16 protein-coding genes are annotated in these 16,836 nt (G+C 64.5%); 6 read left to right on the forward strand and 10 right to left on the reverse strand.

Translation table 11 applies throughout. From position 1 onward, the window contains the following. Positions 1–63 precede the first annotated feature (63 nt). The 3 genes from VE26_RS07330 to VE26_RS07340 all read right to left on the reverse strand — a co-directional run bounded on the left by VE26_RS07330 (position 64) and on the right by VE26_RS07340 (position 2,889). Positions 64–342 (reverse strand): EscU/YscU/HrcU family type III secretion system export apparatus switch protein, encoded by a 279-nt coding sequence (locus tag VE26_RS07330; protein WP_046104366.1) that lies wholly within the window; start codon positions 340–342, stop codon positions 64–66. Continuing rightward, entirely contained in the window at positions 339–2,084 is a 1,746-nt protein-coding gene (gene fliK, locus VE26_RS07335; protein ID WP_152658752.1) for a flagellar hook-length control protein FliK, read from the reverse strand. The genes VE26_RS07330 and fliK overlap by 4 nt, the downstream gene beginning before the upstream one ends. 64 nt (positions 2,085–2,148) lie before the next feature. Next, positions 2,149–2,889, reverse strand: coding sequence for a glycosyltransferase family 2 protein (locus tag VE26_RS07340; protein ID WP_046104368.1), 741 nt, complete (start codon positions 2,887–2,889; stop codon positions 2,149–2,151). A 173-nt stretch (positions 2,890–3,062) separates the two neighbouring features. Here VE26_RS07340 and VE26_RS07345 point away from each other — a divergent pair, with 173 nt between their 5' ends. Next, a complete protein-coding gene (locus VE26_RS07345; RefSeq protein ID WP_046104369.1) occupies positions 3,063–3,881 on the forward strand; it encodes a potassium channel family protein in 819 nt (272 codons plus the stop codon). A 17-nt stretch (positions 3,882–3,898) separates the two neighbouring features. Here VE26_RS07345 and VE26_RS07350 read toward each other — a convergent pair whose 3' ends face one another. Genes VE26_RS07350 through VE26_RS07365 form a run of 4 tightly spaced genes read right to left on the reverse strand, consistent with a single transcriptional unit; the run spans position 3,899 to position 8,888 of the window. Beyond that, entirely contained in the window at positions 3,899–6,607 is a 2,709-nt protein-coding gene (locus tag VE26_RS07350) for a sensor histidine kinase (RefSeq protein WP_046104370.1), read from the reverse strand. Then, positions 6,608–6,841 carry a hypothetical protein gene (locus tag VE26_RS07355; protein WP_046104371.1) on the reverse strand — a complete coding sequence of 78 codons (234 nt, stop codon included), beginning with the start codon at positions 6,839–6,841 and terminating at the stop codon, positions 6,608–6,610. Beyond that, the gene (locus tag VE26_RS07360; RefSeq protein ID WP_046104372.1) at positions 6,825–7,208 is read right to left on the reverse strand and encodes a response regulator transcription factor; all 384 of its coding nucleotides are present in this window, start codon (positions 7,206–7,208) and stop codon (positions 6,825–6,827) included. The genes VE26_RS07355 and VE26_RS07360 overlap by 17 nt, the downstream gene beginning before the upstream one ends. A 54-nt stretch (positions 7,209–7,262) precedes the next feature. After that, complete coding sequence (locus VE26_RS07365; RefSeq protein ID WP_052715745.1) at positions 7,263–8,888, reverse strand: helix-turn-helix domain-containing protein; 1,626 nt, start codon at positions 8,886–8,888, stop codon at positions 7,263–7,265. A gap of 190 nt (positions 8,889–9,078) precedes the next feature. Here VE26_RS07365 and VE26_RS07370 point away from each other — a divergent pair, with 190 nt between their 5' ends. The 5 genes from VE26_RS07370 to VE26_RS07390 all read left to right on the forward strand — a co-directional run bounded on the left by VE26_RS07370 (position 9,079) and on the right by VE26_RS07390 (position 14,304). Next, positions 9,079–10,437, forward strand: coding sequence for a substrate-binding protein (locus VE26_RS07370; protein WP_046104373.1), 1,359 nt, complete (start codon positions 9,079–9,081; stop codon positions 10,435–10,437). Positions 10,438–10,586: 149 nt separating this feature from the next. Further along, a complete protein-coding gene (locus tag VE26_RS07375; RefSeq protein WP_046104374.1) occupies positions 10,587–11,618 on the forward strand; it encodes a branched-chain amino acid ABC transporter permease in 1,032 nt (343 codons plus the stop codon). 1 nt (position 11,619) lies between these two features. Beyond that, a complete protein-coding gene (locus VE26_RS07380) occupies positions 11,620–12,756 on the forward strand; it encodes a branched-chain amino acid ABC transporter permease (protein ID WP_046104375.1) in 1,137 nt (378 codons plus the stop codon). 10 nt (positions 12,757–12,766) lie between these two features. After that, complete coding sequence (locus tag VE26_RS07385; RefSeq protein ID WP_046104376.1) at positions 12,767–13,534, forward strand: ABC transporter ATP-binding protein; 768 nt, start codon at positions 12,767–12,769, stop codon at positions 13,532–13,534. Between the two features lie 11 nt (positions 13,535–13,545). Next, on the forward strand, positions 13,546–14,304 hold the full coding sequence (locus VE26_RS07390) for an ABC transporter ATP-binding protein (RefSeq protein WP_046104377.1): 759 nt from the start codon (positions 13,546–13,548) through the stop codon (positions 14,302–14,304). Between the two features lie 49 nt (positions 14,305–14,353). Here VE26_RS07390 and VE26_RS07395 read toward each other — a convergent pair whose 3' ends face one another. From VE26_RS07395 to VE26_RS07405, 3 genes are read right to left on the reverse strand one after another with little or no spacing between them, the layout of a single operon-like run. Next, on the reverse strand, positions 14,354–15,181 hold the full coding sequence (locus tag VE26_RS07395; protein WP_052715746.1) for a LamB/YcsF family protein: 828 nt from the start codon (positions 15,179–15,181) through the stop codon (positions 14,354–14,356). Next, a complete protein-coding gene (locus VE26_RS07400) occupies positions 15,178–16,080 on the reverse strand; it encodes a 5-oxoprolinase subunit C family protein (RefSeq protein WP_046104378.1) in 903 nt (300 codons plus the stop codon). The genes VE26_RS07395 and VE26_RS07400 overlap by 4 nt, the downstream gene beginning before the upstream one ends. Next, the gene (locus VE26_RS07405; RefSeq protein WP_046105136.1) at positions 16,077–16,745 is read right to left on the reverse strand and encodes a 5-oxoprolinase subunit B family protein; all 669 of its coding nucleotides are present in this window, start codon (positions 16,743–16,745) and stop codon (positions 16,077–16,079) included. Before VE26_RS07405 ends, VE26_RS07400 begins: the two co-directional genes overlap by 4 nt. Between the last annotated feature and the right edge of the window lie 91 nt (positions 16,746–16,836).

A 16,836-nucleotide genomic window follows, 5' to 3' on the forward strand; every position in this document is an offset into this window, starting at 1 on the left:
GGCTCCTCTGCTTGTCCTCAAGAGATGGGAACCGCTTGGCGGCAGCACAAGACCTGGGCGCACTCAGGAACGCTTCCGCGCCTGGCGCAGCACATAGCCGATCACCACCGCCATGGCCTCGTAAAGCTCCACCGGAATGGTCTCGTCCAGCTCCACTCCGCTCAGCGCTTCGGCCAGGACGGGATTGGTTTCGATCACCACGCCATTTTCCTCGGCCAGAGCCACGATCTTTTCGGCAAGCAGCCCGCGGCCCTTGGCGACGACGCGCGGCGCCTCCTGCGAGCCCTGCTGGTAGTGCAGCGCCACCGCCAGGGCGCGCGGATCCTTGGGCGTTTCCGTCATCGGCGTTCGTCCACGATATTGCCCGATGGCACCGGCGCATCGGGCGCGGGCACTCCGGCGCGGACCACGATGGCCCCAGCCTTGAGCCCCAGCGCCTCCAGTTCATGGCGCAGCGCGGCAATTTCGGCGTCGAGCTGCTGCGCCGTCTCCGGACGCTCCGCCCAGAGCAGCACCCCGGCAATTCCGGCCCGTAGCGAAACCTGGGCGCCCACCTCACCCATATCGCTGAAATTGATCGCGAACTTGACCTGCCAGCCCCGGTCCTCGGGCGCGTCGCCCATGGCGTCGCGATCCCGGTGGATGTGCAGGTGCAGGAGGCTTTGTTGTCCGGCCACCATCACGGGCAGATCGAGGCTCCACTGCGCCTCCTGCCGCGATGCGGCCTCGGGCAGCGAGGCTGCCTGATGCAGCCGCAATCGCGACAGCGCCGCCTCGGTCCGCTCAAGCAAGGCCTTGCCGGCCTGGTGCGGCTCGTAAGGTATCTCGCCCATCGGCAGGTCCAGGCTGCGCGCGCGCGGCGTCATGCCCCGCAGGGGCGGTGGAATGGTGCGCACCTGCTCCATAGGCATCTGGTCTCCCAGCCAGGCGCCGAGCTGACGCTGAAGACCCAGAAGCGCCGTCTTCATGTCTCCGCCGGCACTCTTGGCCAGCCCCGCGCCCAACATGGCCTCCTGAAAGATGCCCGAATTGCGGATTGCCCGGGCCAGCGCCGAGGGCGTCACGCCCCCCTCGTCCAGTGCCAGCCTTTGTCCCAGCACCTGCTGGGCCGCCTTGACAACCGGCTCCGGCATGGCGACGCGGCCCACCACCTGGCTCAGAGCCACGGTCAGCCCCAGCACGCTATCCTGCCGCACGAGGGCCTGCTGCACCATCTGGGTCAGCGCAACCTGCGGGCTCGACGGCTGGACAGCCGGCGGCGCCATCGGCGCTGCAGCGCCGGCACTCTGCCCCTGTGCTCCGGAAGGAACCTGCCCGCTTTGCGCGCCCGAGGCGATCACGCCGGACGCCTGGGCCACAGGCGGAAGCGCCGGAGGGGTGGTGGTGGTCGCCAGCTGAACGGGCAGGATGGCGGCTGCCGGCGCAGCGACCGCATAGGGAATTGTCGGCCGCCCGGAGACCGCAGCACCCGCCATCGGTGCAGCTGGCGCTGTCCCCGCCGGCCCGACCGGCATCGAGCGCTCCGCTGCATTGATCGAGGCTACGCTGATTGGTGCTGCCCGAACCAGGCCCTCTGCGCCCGACGCCGCCAGTCCGGGAGAAGATGCTGGCGTCTGCAAGCCAGCAGTCGACGCGGCCGGGCGGGGCGAAACGGGTATTGAGGCACCTGATTGTGCCCCGCCTGCCCCCGTTGCGACCGTTGGGCTTGTCGGTATGCCTAGGGGCGCACTCGGCTGGGCCAGCGCTGCCGGCGAAAGCTGCACCGAAGTCGCAGCCGGGCTTGTGGGCGGCGGCACTGGATTCTGCGGAGTGCCGGTCATCGGCGGCTGCGCCGAAATCAGCGTCATCTTCACCTGTCCATCCGCCTGGTTCAGCGCCAGGGTCAGCATGGTCCCCGGCGCTTGCGGCATGGGCAAGTGGAGAGCGAGTGTCTGCCGCCCGATCTGCACCTGGGTAGAGCCGTTCTCGAGCTGCCCGATGACCTGGGCCTGCAACGTCGATCCGGCCGCCGACTGAGCCAGGGCGCGCAAAGTCACACTGGCCTGCGCCAGCGGGATGGACGGCAATTGCGACGCTATGCTCATCTGCCAGATCGCCTCCGGCCGCAAACTGCGACACGGAAAAGTCTAGCGCATCATGCGCCGCGCGTCAGGCGCGGAAATCGTTGGACTTCTTGGTGATTGGCTTGCCCCGGAACGTCACCCAGAAAAAATTGAGCGTATAGGTGCCCGCCGTGCGGAACACACCCTCGCCCTCGAGCCGGCGACCCGACGTCTTCATCGGCAGAGCATAGGTCCACTTCACCCCGCCCACCTTGGACAGGCGCACCGCCACGTCCGTGTCCTCGCCGAAGAAATCGATCGTGCGGTCATAGCCGCCGACAGAGGCCCAGGCGTCGCGCTTGAAGACAAAATTGCCCCCCTGCACCACCGAGCCCACCCGCAGCACGAAGCGGTTGAGCAGGTAGATAAGATAGGTCAGCCCATAGAAAATGCTGATCAGGACGCGGTTATGCAGCGCCATGTCATAGTAGATGTAAGGGCCGCTGAGGCAGACGAGCTTGGGATCCTTGGCAAATTCCCGGTAGACGACATCAAGCCAGCCTTCGGGTACGATCGTGTCGCTGTCGATATTGGCCACCAGCTCATAGCCCTCGCTGGCCGCAAAGCCGGCGTCCCGCGCATTGACGAGACCCTTCTTGGGCTCGTCGACCACGCGCACGCCGTCGAAGCTGCGGGCGATCTCTCCGGTGCGATCGGTCGAGGCATTGTTCACAACGATCACATCTGCGGGGACGCCCGAGCGCTTGATTTCCGCCAGGACCGATTCGAGACACTTCCCGATCAGGGCTTCTTCGTTATAGGCGGGAATGACAAAGGCGAGCTTCATTGCGGTCCTCATGCCGGCTGGGGCCAGCGTGGTCGATTTTCCTGCACATAGCCTGCCGTCGCCGTCGCGGCAACCTTGCGTCCACATTGGGGCCCCAGCAACGCTTTCCGCCTTGAACAGCGCCGCAACTTGGTCCCTCCTGCACCGCACCGATTCATTTCGTCCAGGAAATCATGGCCGACACGCCTCCAAACCAGAATGTCGTCGACGCTGACCGCAAGAGCCGCTTCACGCGCCTGCGCTCCACCCTGCGCATTCTCTATCACGGTCAATCGCCCAAGGCCCTGCGTTTTCAGGCCGTCGTGCTCATAGTCGATCTGGCCATCATCGCCTTCTTTGTCGCTTCGCCCCTGCTGCGCGACACCGAAAGCTTTCTGTGGATCGATTATTCCATCGCCGCCCTGCTGGCCGCCGATCTGACGGCCCGGGGCCTGGCCTCGTCCCATCCCGAGCGCTGGATCCGGCAATTGCCGGTTGTGGTCGATGTTTTCATCCTGATCACGCTGCTGGCGCCCACCTGGTTCTTCAACCTCGGCTTCCTGCGCATTCTACGGCTCTGGACTCTTTCTCATTCGAGCACCGTCTGGCGACCGCTCGAAAAGCGCGGCCTTGGCGGTTATCGCGACAAGATCCAAGCCGTCATCAACCTTCTGGTCTTCATCTTTGTCGTCACCGGCTTCGTCTACACCGCCTTCGCCCAGCGCGATGCGGGCATTGCCGGCTATGTCGACGCGCTCTATTTCACCGTCACCACCATGACGACGACCGGCTTCGGCGACATCACCCTGCCCGGCACCTTCGGCAAGCTTGTCTCCATCGTCATCATGATCATCGGCATATCGCTGTTCGTGCGGCTGGCGCAGCTGATCTTCCGCCCCAACAAGGTCACCTTCCCCTGCCCGCAATGCGGCCTCACCCGTCACGAGCCCGACGCGGTGCACTGCAAGGCCTGCGGACATCTCCTCAATATCCCGGACGAGGGCCACCACTGACCCGGGTCCAATTGCGCTCAGTCGCGGCCGGCGACGGGCAGCCGTACCCGGAAACAGGCACCCGGCAACGGCCCCGGCACCAGTTCGAGCGTACCGTTCATGCGCGCAATGATCTGCCGGCTGATGGCAAGGCCCAGCCCGGCCCCGCCCTGGTCTCCGGCGCCAGACACGCCACGCCAAAATTTCTCGAAGATGAACTTGCGCTCTGCCTTGCCGATGCCCGGTCCGTTATCCGCCACCTCGACGACATAATGGCCGCCGCGCACCGCTGAGCTCACCCGCACCACCGGCAGCTCGGTGTGGTTGTATTTCACGGCATTGGAGATCAGGTTGATGAACACCTGGCAGAGCCGGTCCCCGTCACCTTCCACCATCGTCGTGTGCGCGCGCTCGCCCAGTTCCACTTGCATGTTTCGCTGCCGCAGCAATGCATCGCACACGCCAAGCGCCCGGTTCAGCGCGTCTTCGGCATCGACGGGCGCGTTCTGCCAGGTCCGCTCGCCCCGCTCCAGGGCGCTGAGGTCGAGAATTTCATCCAGCAGCTTGGTGAGCCGCATGCTCTCCTGGTGAATGGTAGACAAAAAGCGCTGCCGCTGCGCCTCGTTCAGTCCCCCCGGTTCCAGCAGGATTTCCGAAAACGAGCGGATCGAGGTCATCGGTGTGCGCACTTCGTGGCTGACCTGGCTCAGGAACTCGTCCTTCTGGCTGTCCAGCTCGCGCAATTGCGCATTGGCCTCCTCGAGCTTGCGTGCCGTGAGCCGCAACTCCGCCGAGGTCTTTTCCAGCTGCTGGGAATATTCGATGACCTGCTGGGTCTCGTCGGCCATCTGCATCATTTCTTCCAGCGACACGTCGCCACCGGCCACCACCTTGGACAGCATCACATGGGCCGAGGACGCCCCGATCGACCCCGCCAGCTCCCGTTCGAGCCGGCCGATAAAGTCCGCTGTCGGCTCCAGCAAGGCAGGTTCCACCCCGCGCTCCCGCGCCGCCTGCTCGAACAGGGCTGCGGCCCGCTTTTCGCCCAGCACGCGCTCGGCGACGAAGAAGAGGTCGTTGGCCGTGGCCGAGCCCGGCACGAAATTGCGCTGCGGCAGCCCATGGCGACGAAATACGTCGACAAAGGCATTGGCCTGGATGCGTTCCAGTGACGAGGGCCGCGTCAACAGCGATCCAAGCGTCAGGATCAGGCAATTGATGGACAGGCTCCAGAACGCGGCATGTGCCAGGGGGTCCCACCCATCGAGACCGAACAGCGCCTCGGGCCGCAGCCAGGACAGCCCCCAGGGTCCGCGGTGGAGCAGCACGGAGACCATCGGGGACACCGAGGCCAGCGAGGGCAGGAAACACGTCCATGCCCAGATCACGAAGCCGCAGAGAATGGCCATGGTGACCGCCTTGAGCGAGGCGTCACGCCAGAAGATCGCCGCCAGCAGCGCCGGGAAGAATTGCGCAATAGCGGTAAAGGAGATGAGCCCGATCGGCGCCAGGGCGTCGGAGTCGCGGGTGAACATGAAATAGAAGAAGCCCAGCGACAGGATCAGCACGATGGCAAACCGTCGCGCAATCAGCAGCACGCGGCTAACGCCTTGGCCATCGCCGCTTTGCGCCACGGGCCCGAACTTGAGCACCAGCGGCATGATGATATGGTTCGATACCATGATCGACAGCGCGATCGATTCCAGGATGATCATTGACGTGGCGGATGAAAAGCCGCCGATAAAGGCAAACAGGGCAATCCCATTCTGCCCTGCGGACAAGGGCAGCGTCAGCGCGAACATGTCGGGATTTGAGCCCGCAGGCATCACCGTCAGCCCGTAGAGGGCGATGGGAATGATGAAGATGCTCATCAGCATCATGTAGGCCGGGAACGCCCAACCGGCGACGCGCAGGTGGTCCTCGTCGGAATTTTCCACCACCGTCACCTGAAACTGGCGTGGCAGGCAGATGATCGCGGCAATGGACAGCACCAGTGTGGTGATCCAACGGCTGTCGAAACTGGCCGCCGTGTTGAACGCGATGCCCTTTTCCGCCGCCTGGCTGAAAATCCCCTCGACGCCCCCGCCGATATAAATGACGAACACGCCCACCGCCACCAGCGCCGCCAGCTTCACCACCGCCTCGAAGGCAATGGCGGCGACGACACCATGATGTTGCTCCTTGGCGTCTACATGCCGTGTGCCGAAGAGGATCGTGAACAGCGCCATGGCCGCCGCGACCCCCAGTGCCAGCCCCACGTCGTCAATGCCGGTCAGGCTGCCGCGCCCGAATTCGGATGCGCCGGCAACGGCCTGGATGGAAGACGTCACCGCCTTCAATTGCAGGGCGATGTAGGGCGCGATGCCAATGACGGCGATACAGGTGACCAAGACGCCCAGACGGCTCGATTTGCCGAACCGCGATGACAACAGATCCGCCAGCGAGGTGATGCGATGCAGGTGGCTGATGCGCACCAGCCGGCGCAGCAGGAAATACCAGCCGACGAACACCAGTGTAGGCCCAAGATAGATGGTCAGGAATTCCAGCCCGCTGCGCGCCGCATTGCCCACGGCGCCGTAAAACGTCCAGCTGGTGCAATAGACCGAGATCGAGAGCGTATAGACGGCCGGCGAATTGAGCCAGGACCGCTTGTTGGCCCGTGCCCGCCGATCGCCGAGATAGGCCAGCACGAACAGCAGGCCGACATAGCCGACGGCCGTGGCGATGACGAAATCGGCCGACAGCATCTAGCCCTCGCCCTCGTCCTGCCCACCATTGCCCTCGGGCGGCAGGTGCCGTGTCAGCAGCACGGTCCCCACGATCAGCAGCAGCCAGGCCCCGAACAGGTAGACCACGATCTGCGGCACGCCGAGGAAGCTCGCGTCCTGGTTGAACAGCGTCACCACGGGCGGCACGAATCCCACCAGTCCGATCACCGTCAGCAACAGCATGCCGCCGACGACCCTACGCGTCTCGATCATGCTCACCCAGCAATTGCCGCACTGCCCCGACAACCTCTGCATTGGAATAGGGCTTGGTGACGAACCGGTCCGCCCCCAATTCCTCGGCGATGCGGCGATCCTGCTGCTGCCCCTTGGCCGTCAGGATCAGCACCGGCAGGTCGCGCGTTTCCGCGCTTGCCCGCAATTGCTTGAGCACATCGAAGCCGCTGCGCTTGGGCAGCATCACGTCGAGCACCAGAACCCGCGGCAGCGATTTTCGCACGCAATCCAGCACGGCGTCGCCATCCGTGACCGACTCGATGGTCCAGCCCGCGCGGCGCAGGATAAAATCGAGTGATTCAAGGATGCTCGGCTCGTCTTCGGCGATCAGGACATCGATGCCCAAATTTCCCCCTCCGTCCGCAGTCTCCCCACCGCGAACTGCGACAGTTAAGCGCAATCAGCCGCTTTCGCCAAGGCCAAACTGGTTCGGGTTCAGCGGCAGCCGCGTCACCGAGCGCGGCCCGCCGGGCGCCAGCATCTCCTCCTGGCGGGCCGAACAATCCCGGCGCGGGCACAGCCGGCAGCTCGGCCCCACCGGCACGTCGGCACTCTGGTCAGCCAGGTCCAGCCCGGCCGCATAGATTGTCCGGTCGGCATGCAGCACGTCGCAGGCCAGCATGATCGAAATGGGTAAAGGCTGGTCTCGAAACGAGCTCGGCCGGTGCTGCAGGCTGCGGGCAAGGAAAAGATAGCGCGACCCGTCGGAGAACCGCACCACCTGCCGCGTGATCGTATCGGGCTGCCGCACCGCCCCATAGATCGCCCAGAGCGGGCAGGCATGCCCCGAATTGGGCAGCAGCAGCCCGGGCAAGGGAAAATGCTTGGTCAGCCGCCCGGCCGGGTCCGAACGCAGGAAGCCGAAGGGGATGCCCTCTTCGCCCGGCCGCCGCAGCGACACGAGGCGATGCGCGATCTGCTCAAAGCTGCCCGAAAAGCTTTCGCGCAAATGGTCGATATCATAGGCCGCCGCCTCCGCCTCGCCCAAAAACCGCGAATAGGGAAAGACCAGGGCTCCTGCCAGATATGAGCCGAGGGCCCGCGCAGCCAGTCGCCGCGACGTTTCGTTGGTCAGCACGGCAGTGTCGAGCATGCGCCGCAGCACGTCGCCCGCCGCCAGTTCCCCCAGGAGCCGCGCCAGCTGGAATTGCCGCGTGGCCAACGTCGTCGTCCCCTGGAACCACATGACGCGCGTGTGTGGATCGTAGCGATATTGACCTGGAAAATCAGGCAGGTCCGGCCGCCCGCCAATCCGTGTCGCGACCCCGTATCCACGCTCCAGATGGGCGCTCAACTCGGCCGGGCCAAAGCCGGTCTCGCGGGCTTTCACCTCTGCGCGCAACACATCGGCGATGGCTTCGAGTTCGGGAAAGTGATTTTCGCGCTCGATGATCAGGTCGTCGATTTCCCGCAGGGTCGACACGGTGCGCGCGGCCTGGCTGGTCACCTCGAACTGCCCGATCAGGCTGCGCGCCACATCGCCCAGCACCCGCGCCTCGCGACTGATCGCCATGAGAAACCTGCGACGCTCGACCTCGTCGAGGTCTGCAATGTCCTCGAGGATTTCGGCACTCGAGCGCACGGCCGTGATCCCGGAAAGGATCTGGTGCAACAGCTGGCTCAGCAACGGGTCGGACCGCAGCCGGTCGGCATAGGCGTCGGCGCTGTCCCGGGCATCGGCATAGGCGCGGTGCAATTGCGCCAGAGCCATCGCGCTGGCCGGATATTGCGCCACCAATTGGCGCCGCTCGTCCGGCTGGAACGGCAGTGATTCGATCATCGGGTCGGCATAGGCCTCTTCGAGGTCCTGCAGCAATTTCTGCTCGGCCTGGCCCGTCAGGTCGCCGATCTCGATCTGCAGATGCTGCGCCACGCGCTGCAGCAGCGCCCCGCCGACATCGCGTTTATTGTTTTCGATCAGGTTCAGGTAGCTCGGCGAAATGCCCACCAAGCGCGCCAGAGCCGCCTGCGAAATCTTCAGCGATTTCCGCCTGTTGCTGATCCTGAAGCCGATTGGCGCGCGCATCGGTCTATCCCTCCCACAGTGTCGAACTGTCAACGTTGTGACTAAATATCAGCACCTCAAGGACAAGTATTTACAAAAATCTAGAGCACTTACAATGCTCTATTGAAGCTGTTTTCAAATGTGTCGAATACTGGGCACGCGGTGAACACCCGACAATGTATCGGGGGTCCCGCGCCAAAGGAGGAGATCAATGACACTTTTGAAGCGCGGGTTCTCCCGCCGTCGAGTGCTGCAGACCGGCATGGCCGGCATCATCGGAACGGGCGTTGCCCCCATGATGTTCACCAAGGGCGCCTGGGCGCAGGAGGACTTCTGCAACAACCCCACCGGCGACACCGTCACCATCGGCCTCAACCTGCCCCTGACCGGCGCCTATGCCGAAGAAGGCGCAGACGAGCAGAAGGCCTATGAGCTGGCCATTGCCCACCTCAATGGTGAAGGCGACGGCGGTCTCATCAACGTGCTGACGCCGACGGCCCTTAAGGGCAACGGCATCCTGGGCAAGAAGGTCGGCTATGTGTCCTCGGACAGCCAGACCAAGTCCGACGTGGCCCGCGCCGGTGCCACCCGCATGATCGAGCGCGACGGCGCCATCATGATCACCGGGGGCTCGTCCTCTGGCGAGGCCATTGCCGTTCAGGGCCTGTGCCAGGAAAAGGGCATCATCTTCATGGCCGGCCTGACCCATTCGAACGACACGACCGGCAAGGACAAGCGTCGCTACGGCTTCCGCCATTTCTTCAATGCCTACCAGTCCGGCATCGCGCTGGGCCCGGTGCTCGGCCAGGAATACGGCGCCGACCGCCGCGCCTATCATCTCACCGCCGACTATACCTGGGGCTGGACCCAGGAAGAATCGATCAAGGCGGCAACCGAGGCTCTCGGCTGGGAAACCGTCGCGGCGGTGCGCACCCCGCTCGGCTCCACCGACTATTCGCAATACCTGACGCCGATCCTCAATTCCGGCGCCGACGTGCTGATCCTCAACCATTACGGCCTCGATATGGTCAACTCGCTGCCGCAGGCCGTGCAGTTCGGCCTGCGCGACCGCCAGGCCAACGGCAAGCAGTTTCAGATCGTCACCCCGCTGGTGTCGGAACTCATGGCCAAGGGCGCCGGTGAAGCCATGCAGGGTGTCTTTGGCACCTCGAACTGGCACTGGAACCTGCAGGACCCAGGCTCCATCGCCTTCACCAAGTCCTTCGGCGCCGCCTATGGCTCCCCGCCGTCCCAGGCTGCCCACACCGCCTATGTGCAGATGCTGCTCTACGCGGATGCCGTGGAACGCGCCGGCACCTTCTATCCGCCGGCTGTCATCGAGGCTCTCGAAGGCCACGAATTCGACGGCATGGGCAATGGCCGCACGCTCTACCGCGCGGAAGACCACCAGTGCATGAAGTCGGTGCTCGTGGTGCAGGGCAACGAAGCCCCCACCAGCGAATTCGACGTGCTCAACGTGGTTCAGGAAGTCGACCGCGAAGCCGCGACCTACGACGCGTCCATCTTCGGCGGCGAACTGGGCCCGGCAGAACCCGTGCCGATGTGCTGATCGGCTGAGGCCGGTTTCTCAACCTTCGTTATTGCCCGGCTCGTCCGGGCAATCCAGCCCCTGCATCCGCGCAGACTGGACCGCCGGGAAAGGCCCGGCGGTGACGGTCGAGACGATAGAAGCGTGCCCATGGCGCGACGGAGCCACCCATGTTCGAAGTCATCTTTCTGCAATTTCTCAACGGGCTCGACAAAGGCGCCGCTTATGCGCTGATCGCCTTGGGCCTCACCCTGGTGTTCGGCACATTGGGCGTGGTCAACTTCGCCCATGGCGCGCTGTTCATGCTGGGCGCCTTCTGCGCCGTTACCGTGCGCATGGTCCTCACCATGGAAACGGTCACCATCGATCCTGAACGGCTCTCCCCATGGGGACAGCCGCTGGAAATCCGCGAGCCGCTGGTTCAGGCCTGGCTCGGCGATTTTGGTGCCGTGCTGGTCAATTACTCGGTGCCCTTCTCCATCCTCATCACCATCCCGATCATGCTGCTGATCGGCATCGGGCTCGAACGCGGCATCATCAAGCACTTTTACAAGCGCCCCCATGCCGAACAGATCCTGGTCACGTTCGGCCTCGCCATCGTAACGCAGGAAGTGATCAAGTCCATCTTCGGACCCAATCCCATTCCCCAGCCCATGCCGACCGATTTCCGTGGCGCAGCCGATATCGGCGCCTTCCTCGGCATGCAGGCCAATATCATCACCTATCCGATCTGGCGTCTTGTCTACTTCCTCTTTGCAGCGGTCGTCATCGGCGGCGTCTTCGCCTTCCTGCAATTCACCACCTTCGGCATGGTCGTGCGGGCGGGTATGGCGGATCGGGAAACCGTGGGCCTGCTCGGCATCAATATCGACCGGCGCTTCACCATCATGTTCGGCCTGGCGGCGGTGGTCGCCGGCGTGGCTGGGGTCATGTACACGCCCCTGCTCCCTCCGAACTACCATATCGGCATGGACTTCCTCGTCCTCAGCTTCGTGGTGGTCGTGGTGGGCGGCATGGGTTCGCTTCCCGGCGCCGTGGCGGCAGGCTTCCTGCTCGGCATTCTTCAGTCCTTCGCCTCCATGAACCAGGTGAAGGCCGTTCTCCCCGGCATCGACCAGATCATCATCTATCTCGTCGCCGTCGTCATTCTACTCGTTCGTCCGCGGGGCCTGCTCGGTCGGCGCGGCGTGATGGAGGCCTGACATGAACACCAATCTCATGTCCCGCAACGACCTCGTCCTGCTGCTCGGCTTCGCCATTGTGGTTCTCGCAATGCCGATCTGGCTGGCGCCTTTCGGCGCCGGCTACCCCGATCTGCTGCAGCGTTTCATGATCTACGGCATCTTCGCGGTCGGCTTTAACATCCTCTTCGGCCTCACCGGCTATCTCAGCTTCGGTCACGCCGCCTTCTTCGGCGTCGGCTCCTACACCGCCGTCTGGTCGCTCAAGCTTCTCACGCTCGATGCCATCCCGGCCCTCCTCTTTGCCGTCATCGTCTCGGGCCTCTTTGCCTTGGTCATCGGCTTTCTGTGCCTGCGCCGCTCGGGCATCTATTTCTCGATCCTCACCCTGGCCTTCGCCCAGATGAGCTACAACCTCGCCTATTCGGTGCTCACCCCGATCACCAATGGCGAAACCGGCCTGCAGCTCACCCTTGCCGACCCGCGCGTCATCGACGCCGCCGTTGGCCACACCTATGTGGGCCAGCCAATCCCGACCCTCCTGGGTACTCCAATCGGGGGCTATGCCGGCTTCTATTTCTGCGCCGGATTCCTCATCATCACCTTCTTCATCGCCCAGCGCATTGCCGGCTCGCCCTTCGGCATGATGCTCAAGGCCATCAAGTCCAACCAGACCCGCATGCAGTTCACCGGGTTCAATACCCGCCCCTACGCGCTCTCCGCCTTCGTGATTTCTGGCATGTATGCCGGTCTCGCTGGCGCGCTTCTGGCGGTCACGGACCCGCTCGCAGGCGCCGAGCGCATGCAGTGGACCGCATCGGGCGAAGTGGTGCTGATGACCATTCTCGGCGGTGTCGGCACGCTGATCGGCCCTGTCCTGGGCGCGTGGATCATCAAGTACTTCGAGAACATCCTCTCGGCCCTCAACGACAATATCCTCGCCCGGTTCTTCGACTTCCTGCCCGATGGCGTCGACACCGTCTTCGTCAAGGTCATTGGCAAGTTCGTCGGCGATGGCTGGCACCTGACCCTGGGCCTGGTCTTCGTGATCATCGTGATCTTCCTGCCCGGCGGCATCATGGAAGGCGTGCGCCGCGTCTCGGCCATGTTCAACCGGTCGGGCGGCAAGACTTCAAACCGCACGCAAGCGGCAGAATAGGACAGCGAAAATGGCACAGAACAACGTTGTCCTGCACGTCGCGGACGTCCACAAAAGGTTCGGTGGCCTGCATGCTTTGGCCGACATCGATCTCCAGATCGAGGAAGGCAAGACCCATGCGATCATCGGGCCGAACGGGGCCGGCAAATCCACCCTGCTCAACGTCATCATCGGCAAGCTGGCACCGACCAGCGGCCAGGTGGTGTTCGATGGGGCCATCCTGACCGGCAAGAAGCCGTTCCAGATCAACCAGCTGGGCATTGCCCGTGTTTTCCAGACCCCGGAGATCTTCGCCGATCTCTCGGTCTTGCACAACGTCATGATCCCGGCTTTGGCCAAGCGTGACGGCATGTTCAAGCTCAACATGCTGCGCACCCTCGACAGCGAAACCGGCATCCGCGCCGAAGCCGAGCACATGCTGGAGGATGTCGGCCTCATCAACCGCAAGGACAGCATTGCCGGCTCCCTGTCGCGCGGCGACAAGCGCCGCATGGAGCTGGCCATGTGCCTGATCCAGCATCCGCGCCTGCTGCTGCTCGACGAGCCCACGGCCGGCATGAGCCGCCACGACACCAATACCACCATCGAGCTGCTCAAGAAGATCAAGGCGCGCGGTATGACCAAGGTCATCATCGAGCACGACATGCACGTCGTCTTCTCCCTGGCCGACAAGATTTCCGTCCTCGCCCAGGGCCGCATCATCGCCGACGGCACGCCCGACCAGGTGCGCGGCAATCCCAAGGTGCAGGAAGCCTATCTCGGAGGCGCCCACGAATGAGTTCCCTAGCCATGACAGCCGAAAAAACCATCGCCGGCAGCCATACCGCCGACATCGAAACCACACGCCCCTTCTTCTCCGTCCGGGACATCCACGCCTATTATGGCGAGAGCTACATCGTGCAGGGCGTCTCGCTCGACATCCGCAAGGGCGAGATCCTGGCCCTGCTCGGTCGCAACGGCGCCGGCAAGTCTTCCACCCTGCGCACCATCGCCCGGGCCGACAACCCGGAAATGCGCGGCGGCGAAATCTGGCTCGACGGCAATCCCGTTCACCGCATGAAGAGCTTCGAAGCCGCCCGCGCCGGCATTCAGCTCGTCCCTGAAGACCGGCGCATCATCCAGGGCCTGACGGTCGAGGAAAACCTCAATCTCGCCCGCGTCGCCCCCGGCCATGGCTGGAGCCTCGAACAGATCTACCAGAGCTTCCCCCGCCTTGCCGAACGCCGAACGCAGGATGGGGTCACCCTTTCGGGCGGCGAGCAGCAGATGCTCGCCATCGCCCGCGCCCTCGCCCGGGATCTCAAGCTGCTCCTGCTCGACGAACCCTATGAGGGCCTCGCGCCCGTCATCGTGCACGAGATCGAACGCATCCTGCATTCGATCAAGCCGCTGGGCATCACCACCATCATCGTCGAACAGAACGCCGTCGCAGCGCTGAAACTGGCGGACCGCGCCGTCATTCTCGATACCGGCGAAGTCGTCTTCTCGGGCACGGCGAGGGAAGTGCTCGACAATGCCGAACTCCGCCACGAATACCTGGCTATCTAGATCCCGCCGCTCGGGCGTCGACACATTCGGCCCCTCGGGGCCGTCACAGCTACCCTGGGTCCTTCGGGTTTAAAGGCATGATGCCGATCTCACCCTCTCCCCCCTGAAGGATCCAGGGTACGTCCGTTTCCGGCGCCGCCGGCGCAATGCTGATGCCTTCGCCCTCGAGCGCCTCGCGCACCTCGCGCGCCAGGTCCACGGCGCCCGGCGTATCGGCATGCAGGCAGATGGAACGCGCGCCCGATTTCAGCACACTGCCGTCGATCGCCTCGATTTCTCCCTGCAGGGCCAACCGCAGGCAACGCGCGATCACCGCCTCCACATCGTGGATTACCGCCCCCTCCTGGCTCCGCGGCACCAGCAATCCCGCGCTGGTATAGGCGCGGTCGGCATAGGCTTCGCGGATCAGTGGCATGCCCAGCGCTGCGGCCGCCTGCACCTGCTCGCTATTGTCCAGCGCCAGCACCGCCATCCCGGCGTCCATCGCCTGGATGGCGGCGAATACGTTGAGCGCAAAGGCCCGGTCCTCCGCGGTCTGGTTGGCCAGCGCCCCATGCAGCTTCACATAGCCGAGCGGCACGTCGACCTCGCTGGCAATATGCCGGATCAGGAACATCTGCTCGCGGATCTGTCCCAGCAAGTGCTCGAACGGCAGATCGAGGCGAAACCGCCCGAACCGGGGCCTGTCGGCATAGCCCGGATGCGCCCCGGCGCGCACGCCCCGCGCCTTGCACACCTTGAGGATGTGCCGGATCGTCGCTGCGTCCCCGGCATGTCCACCACAGGCGATCGAGGCGCTGGAGACGATCTGCAGCAGATCCTCGTCACTGCCCATGCCTTCGCCGAGATCGGCATTGAGATCGATGGAAACTGTCATGTCCGGCTCCGCAACAGGCTTTGCGCATGCTCCACCGACACCGCCTCGAATGCAACCGCACTGCCCGGACGCAATTGCGCAAACCGGTCGAGATCGACCGCAATGATCGTGCCGATGCGCGGATAACCGCCGGTCGGCTGATGATCCCGCATGAGCACGATGGGCGTGCCGTCGCCCAGGATCTGGATATCGCCCGGCAGGACCGGATCCGACACCAGCGACAGGATGCTCTCCCCACCAAAAACCTGTCCATCGTCGGCCAGCCGCACCCCCATGCGGTCCATCATCGGCGTCACCCGAAACGGCGTCGCCACAAAGCGCGCCCGCACTGCCTCTCCGAATCGCTCCCAATGGAGGCCGCGAATGAACCGGATCGGTCCACCCTGTGTCACAGCCGGCGCTTCGGCCGGCAAAGGCTGGCCGTCGCCCGGCAGGAGCCCGATGCGATCACCGGCCTTGAGCGCCCGCCCCGCCAGTCCGCCGAGCCCGGCCTTGGTATTGGTCGCCTGGCTGCCGAGCACGAAAGGCAGGTCGAGCGCGGCGCCGAAACGCAGATAGCCATAAGTCCCCGCCTTCCCGGGAATGATCTCCAGCCTCTGCCCCGCTCGCAGCAGCGCCCCACCCGGCCAGTCGTGCCGGCGCCCGTCAATGCTCACCCGGAACGCGCCACCGGCCCAGCCAACCGGCACCGTGCCCTGCTCGAGGCTCAGCGCCAGGCCCGCCTGGGTGAATTCGATGCCTGCCGCCGTCCCGGCCCCTGCAAGTGCGCCGGCCAGCCCAAAGGCCGCGCGGTCCATCGGTCCCGAAGCGCTGATGCCATGGGCCAGCATGCCGAAGCGTCCTTGGTCCTGGATGGTCGTCAGCGGCCCGGCGCGCTCGATCCGCACCGTGCCCGTCATGCCAGCGCCTCGAACTGAACCAAGTCTCCAGCCGCGAGAAGAGTTGGCGGCATGCGCCCGGGATCGAAATTGGCAAATTCGGTCCGCCCGACCACGTGCCAGCCGGTTGGAATATCGGTGGCGGCGATGGCCGTCTGGCCCGCGGCGAACAGCACGCTGCCCTTGGGCACAAGGGGACGCACATCCTGCCGGCGCGGCACCACCAGCGCCTCCGGGTGGAAGCCGCAATAGACAAAGCCCGGCGCAAATCCGGTGGCCAGCAGCCGCAATGGCCCGGCGCAATGGGCAGCGATGAACCCATCCGGCGTCAGGCCCAGCTGCGCGGCGACCTCCGCCAGGTCCGGACCATCAAGACCGCCAAAACGTACCGTCACCATATGATGTGTGGGATCGGCTGGCATCGCCCCTGACAATCGCAGGGCAATTTCGCCGGAAAGCCTGTTGATATTCGTCGCGCCCGGGTCATAGCGCACCAGCACCGACACAAGGCTCGGCACCACTTCGACCACGCCGGGGATCGGGTCGTCGGCCAGTTGCGCATTCAGCGCCAGCGCGGCCACGTTGGCCGCAGGATCGAGCCGTTCGGCAAATCGCACCACAAGAGCACTATCGCCCAATGGCGCGACCAAAGGCCTCTCGGCCGTCATTCCGCCAATGCTGGTCATGTCATTTCCGCCCATCCGCGACGGCACGCAGTCCAGGTCATGGACCGCGCGCCGTCAAGTCGTGATGCGGCTGTCTCGGCCGGAAATAGGA

Origin of the sequence: Devosia chinhatensis, assembly GCF_000969445.1 — a bacterium.
GTDB lineage: Bacteria > Pseudomonadota > Alphaproteobacteria > Rhizobiales > Devosiaceae > Devosia > Devosia chinhatensis.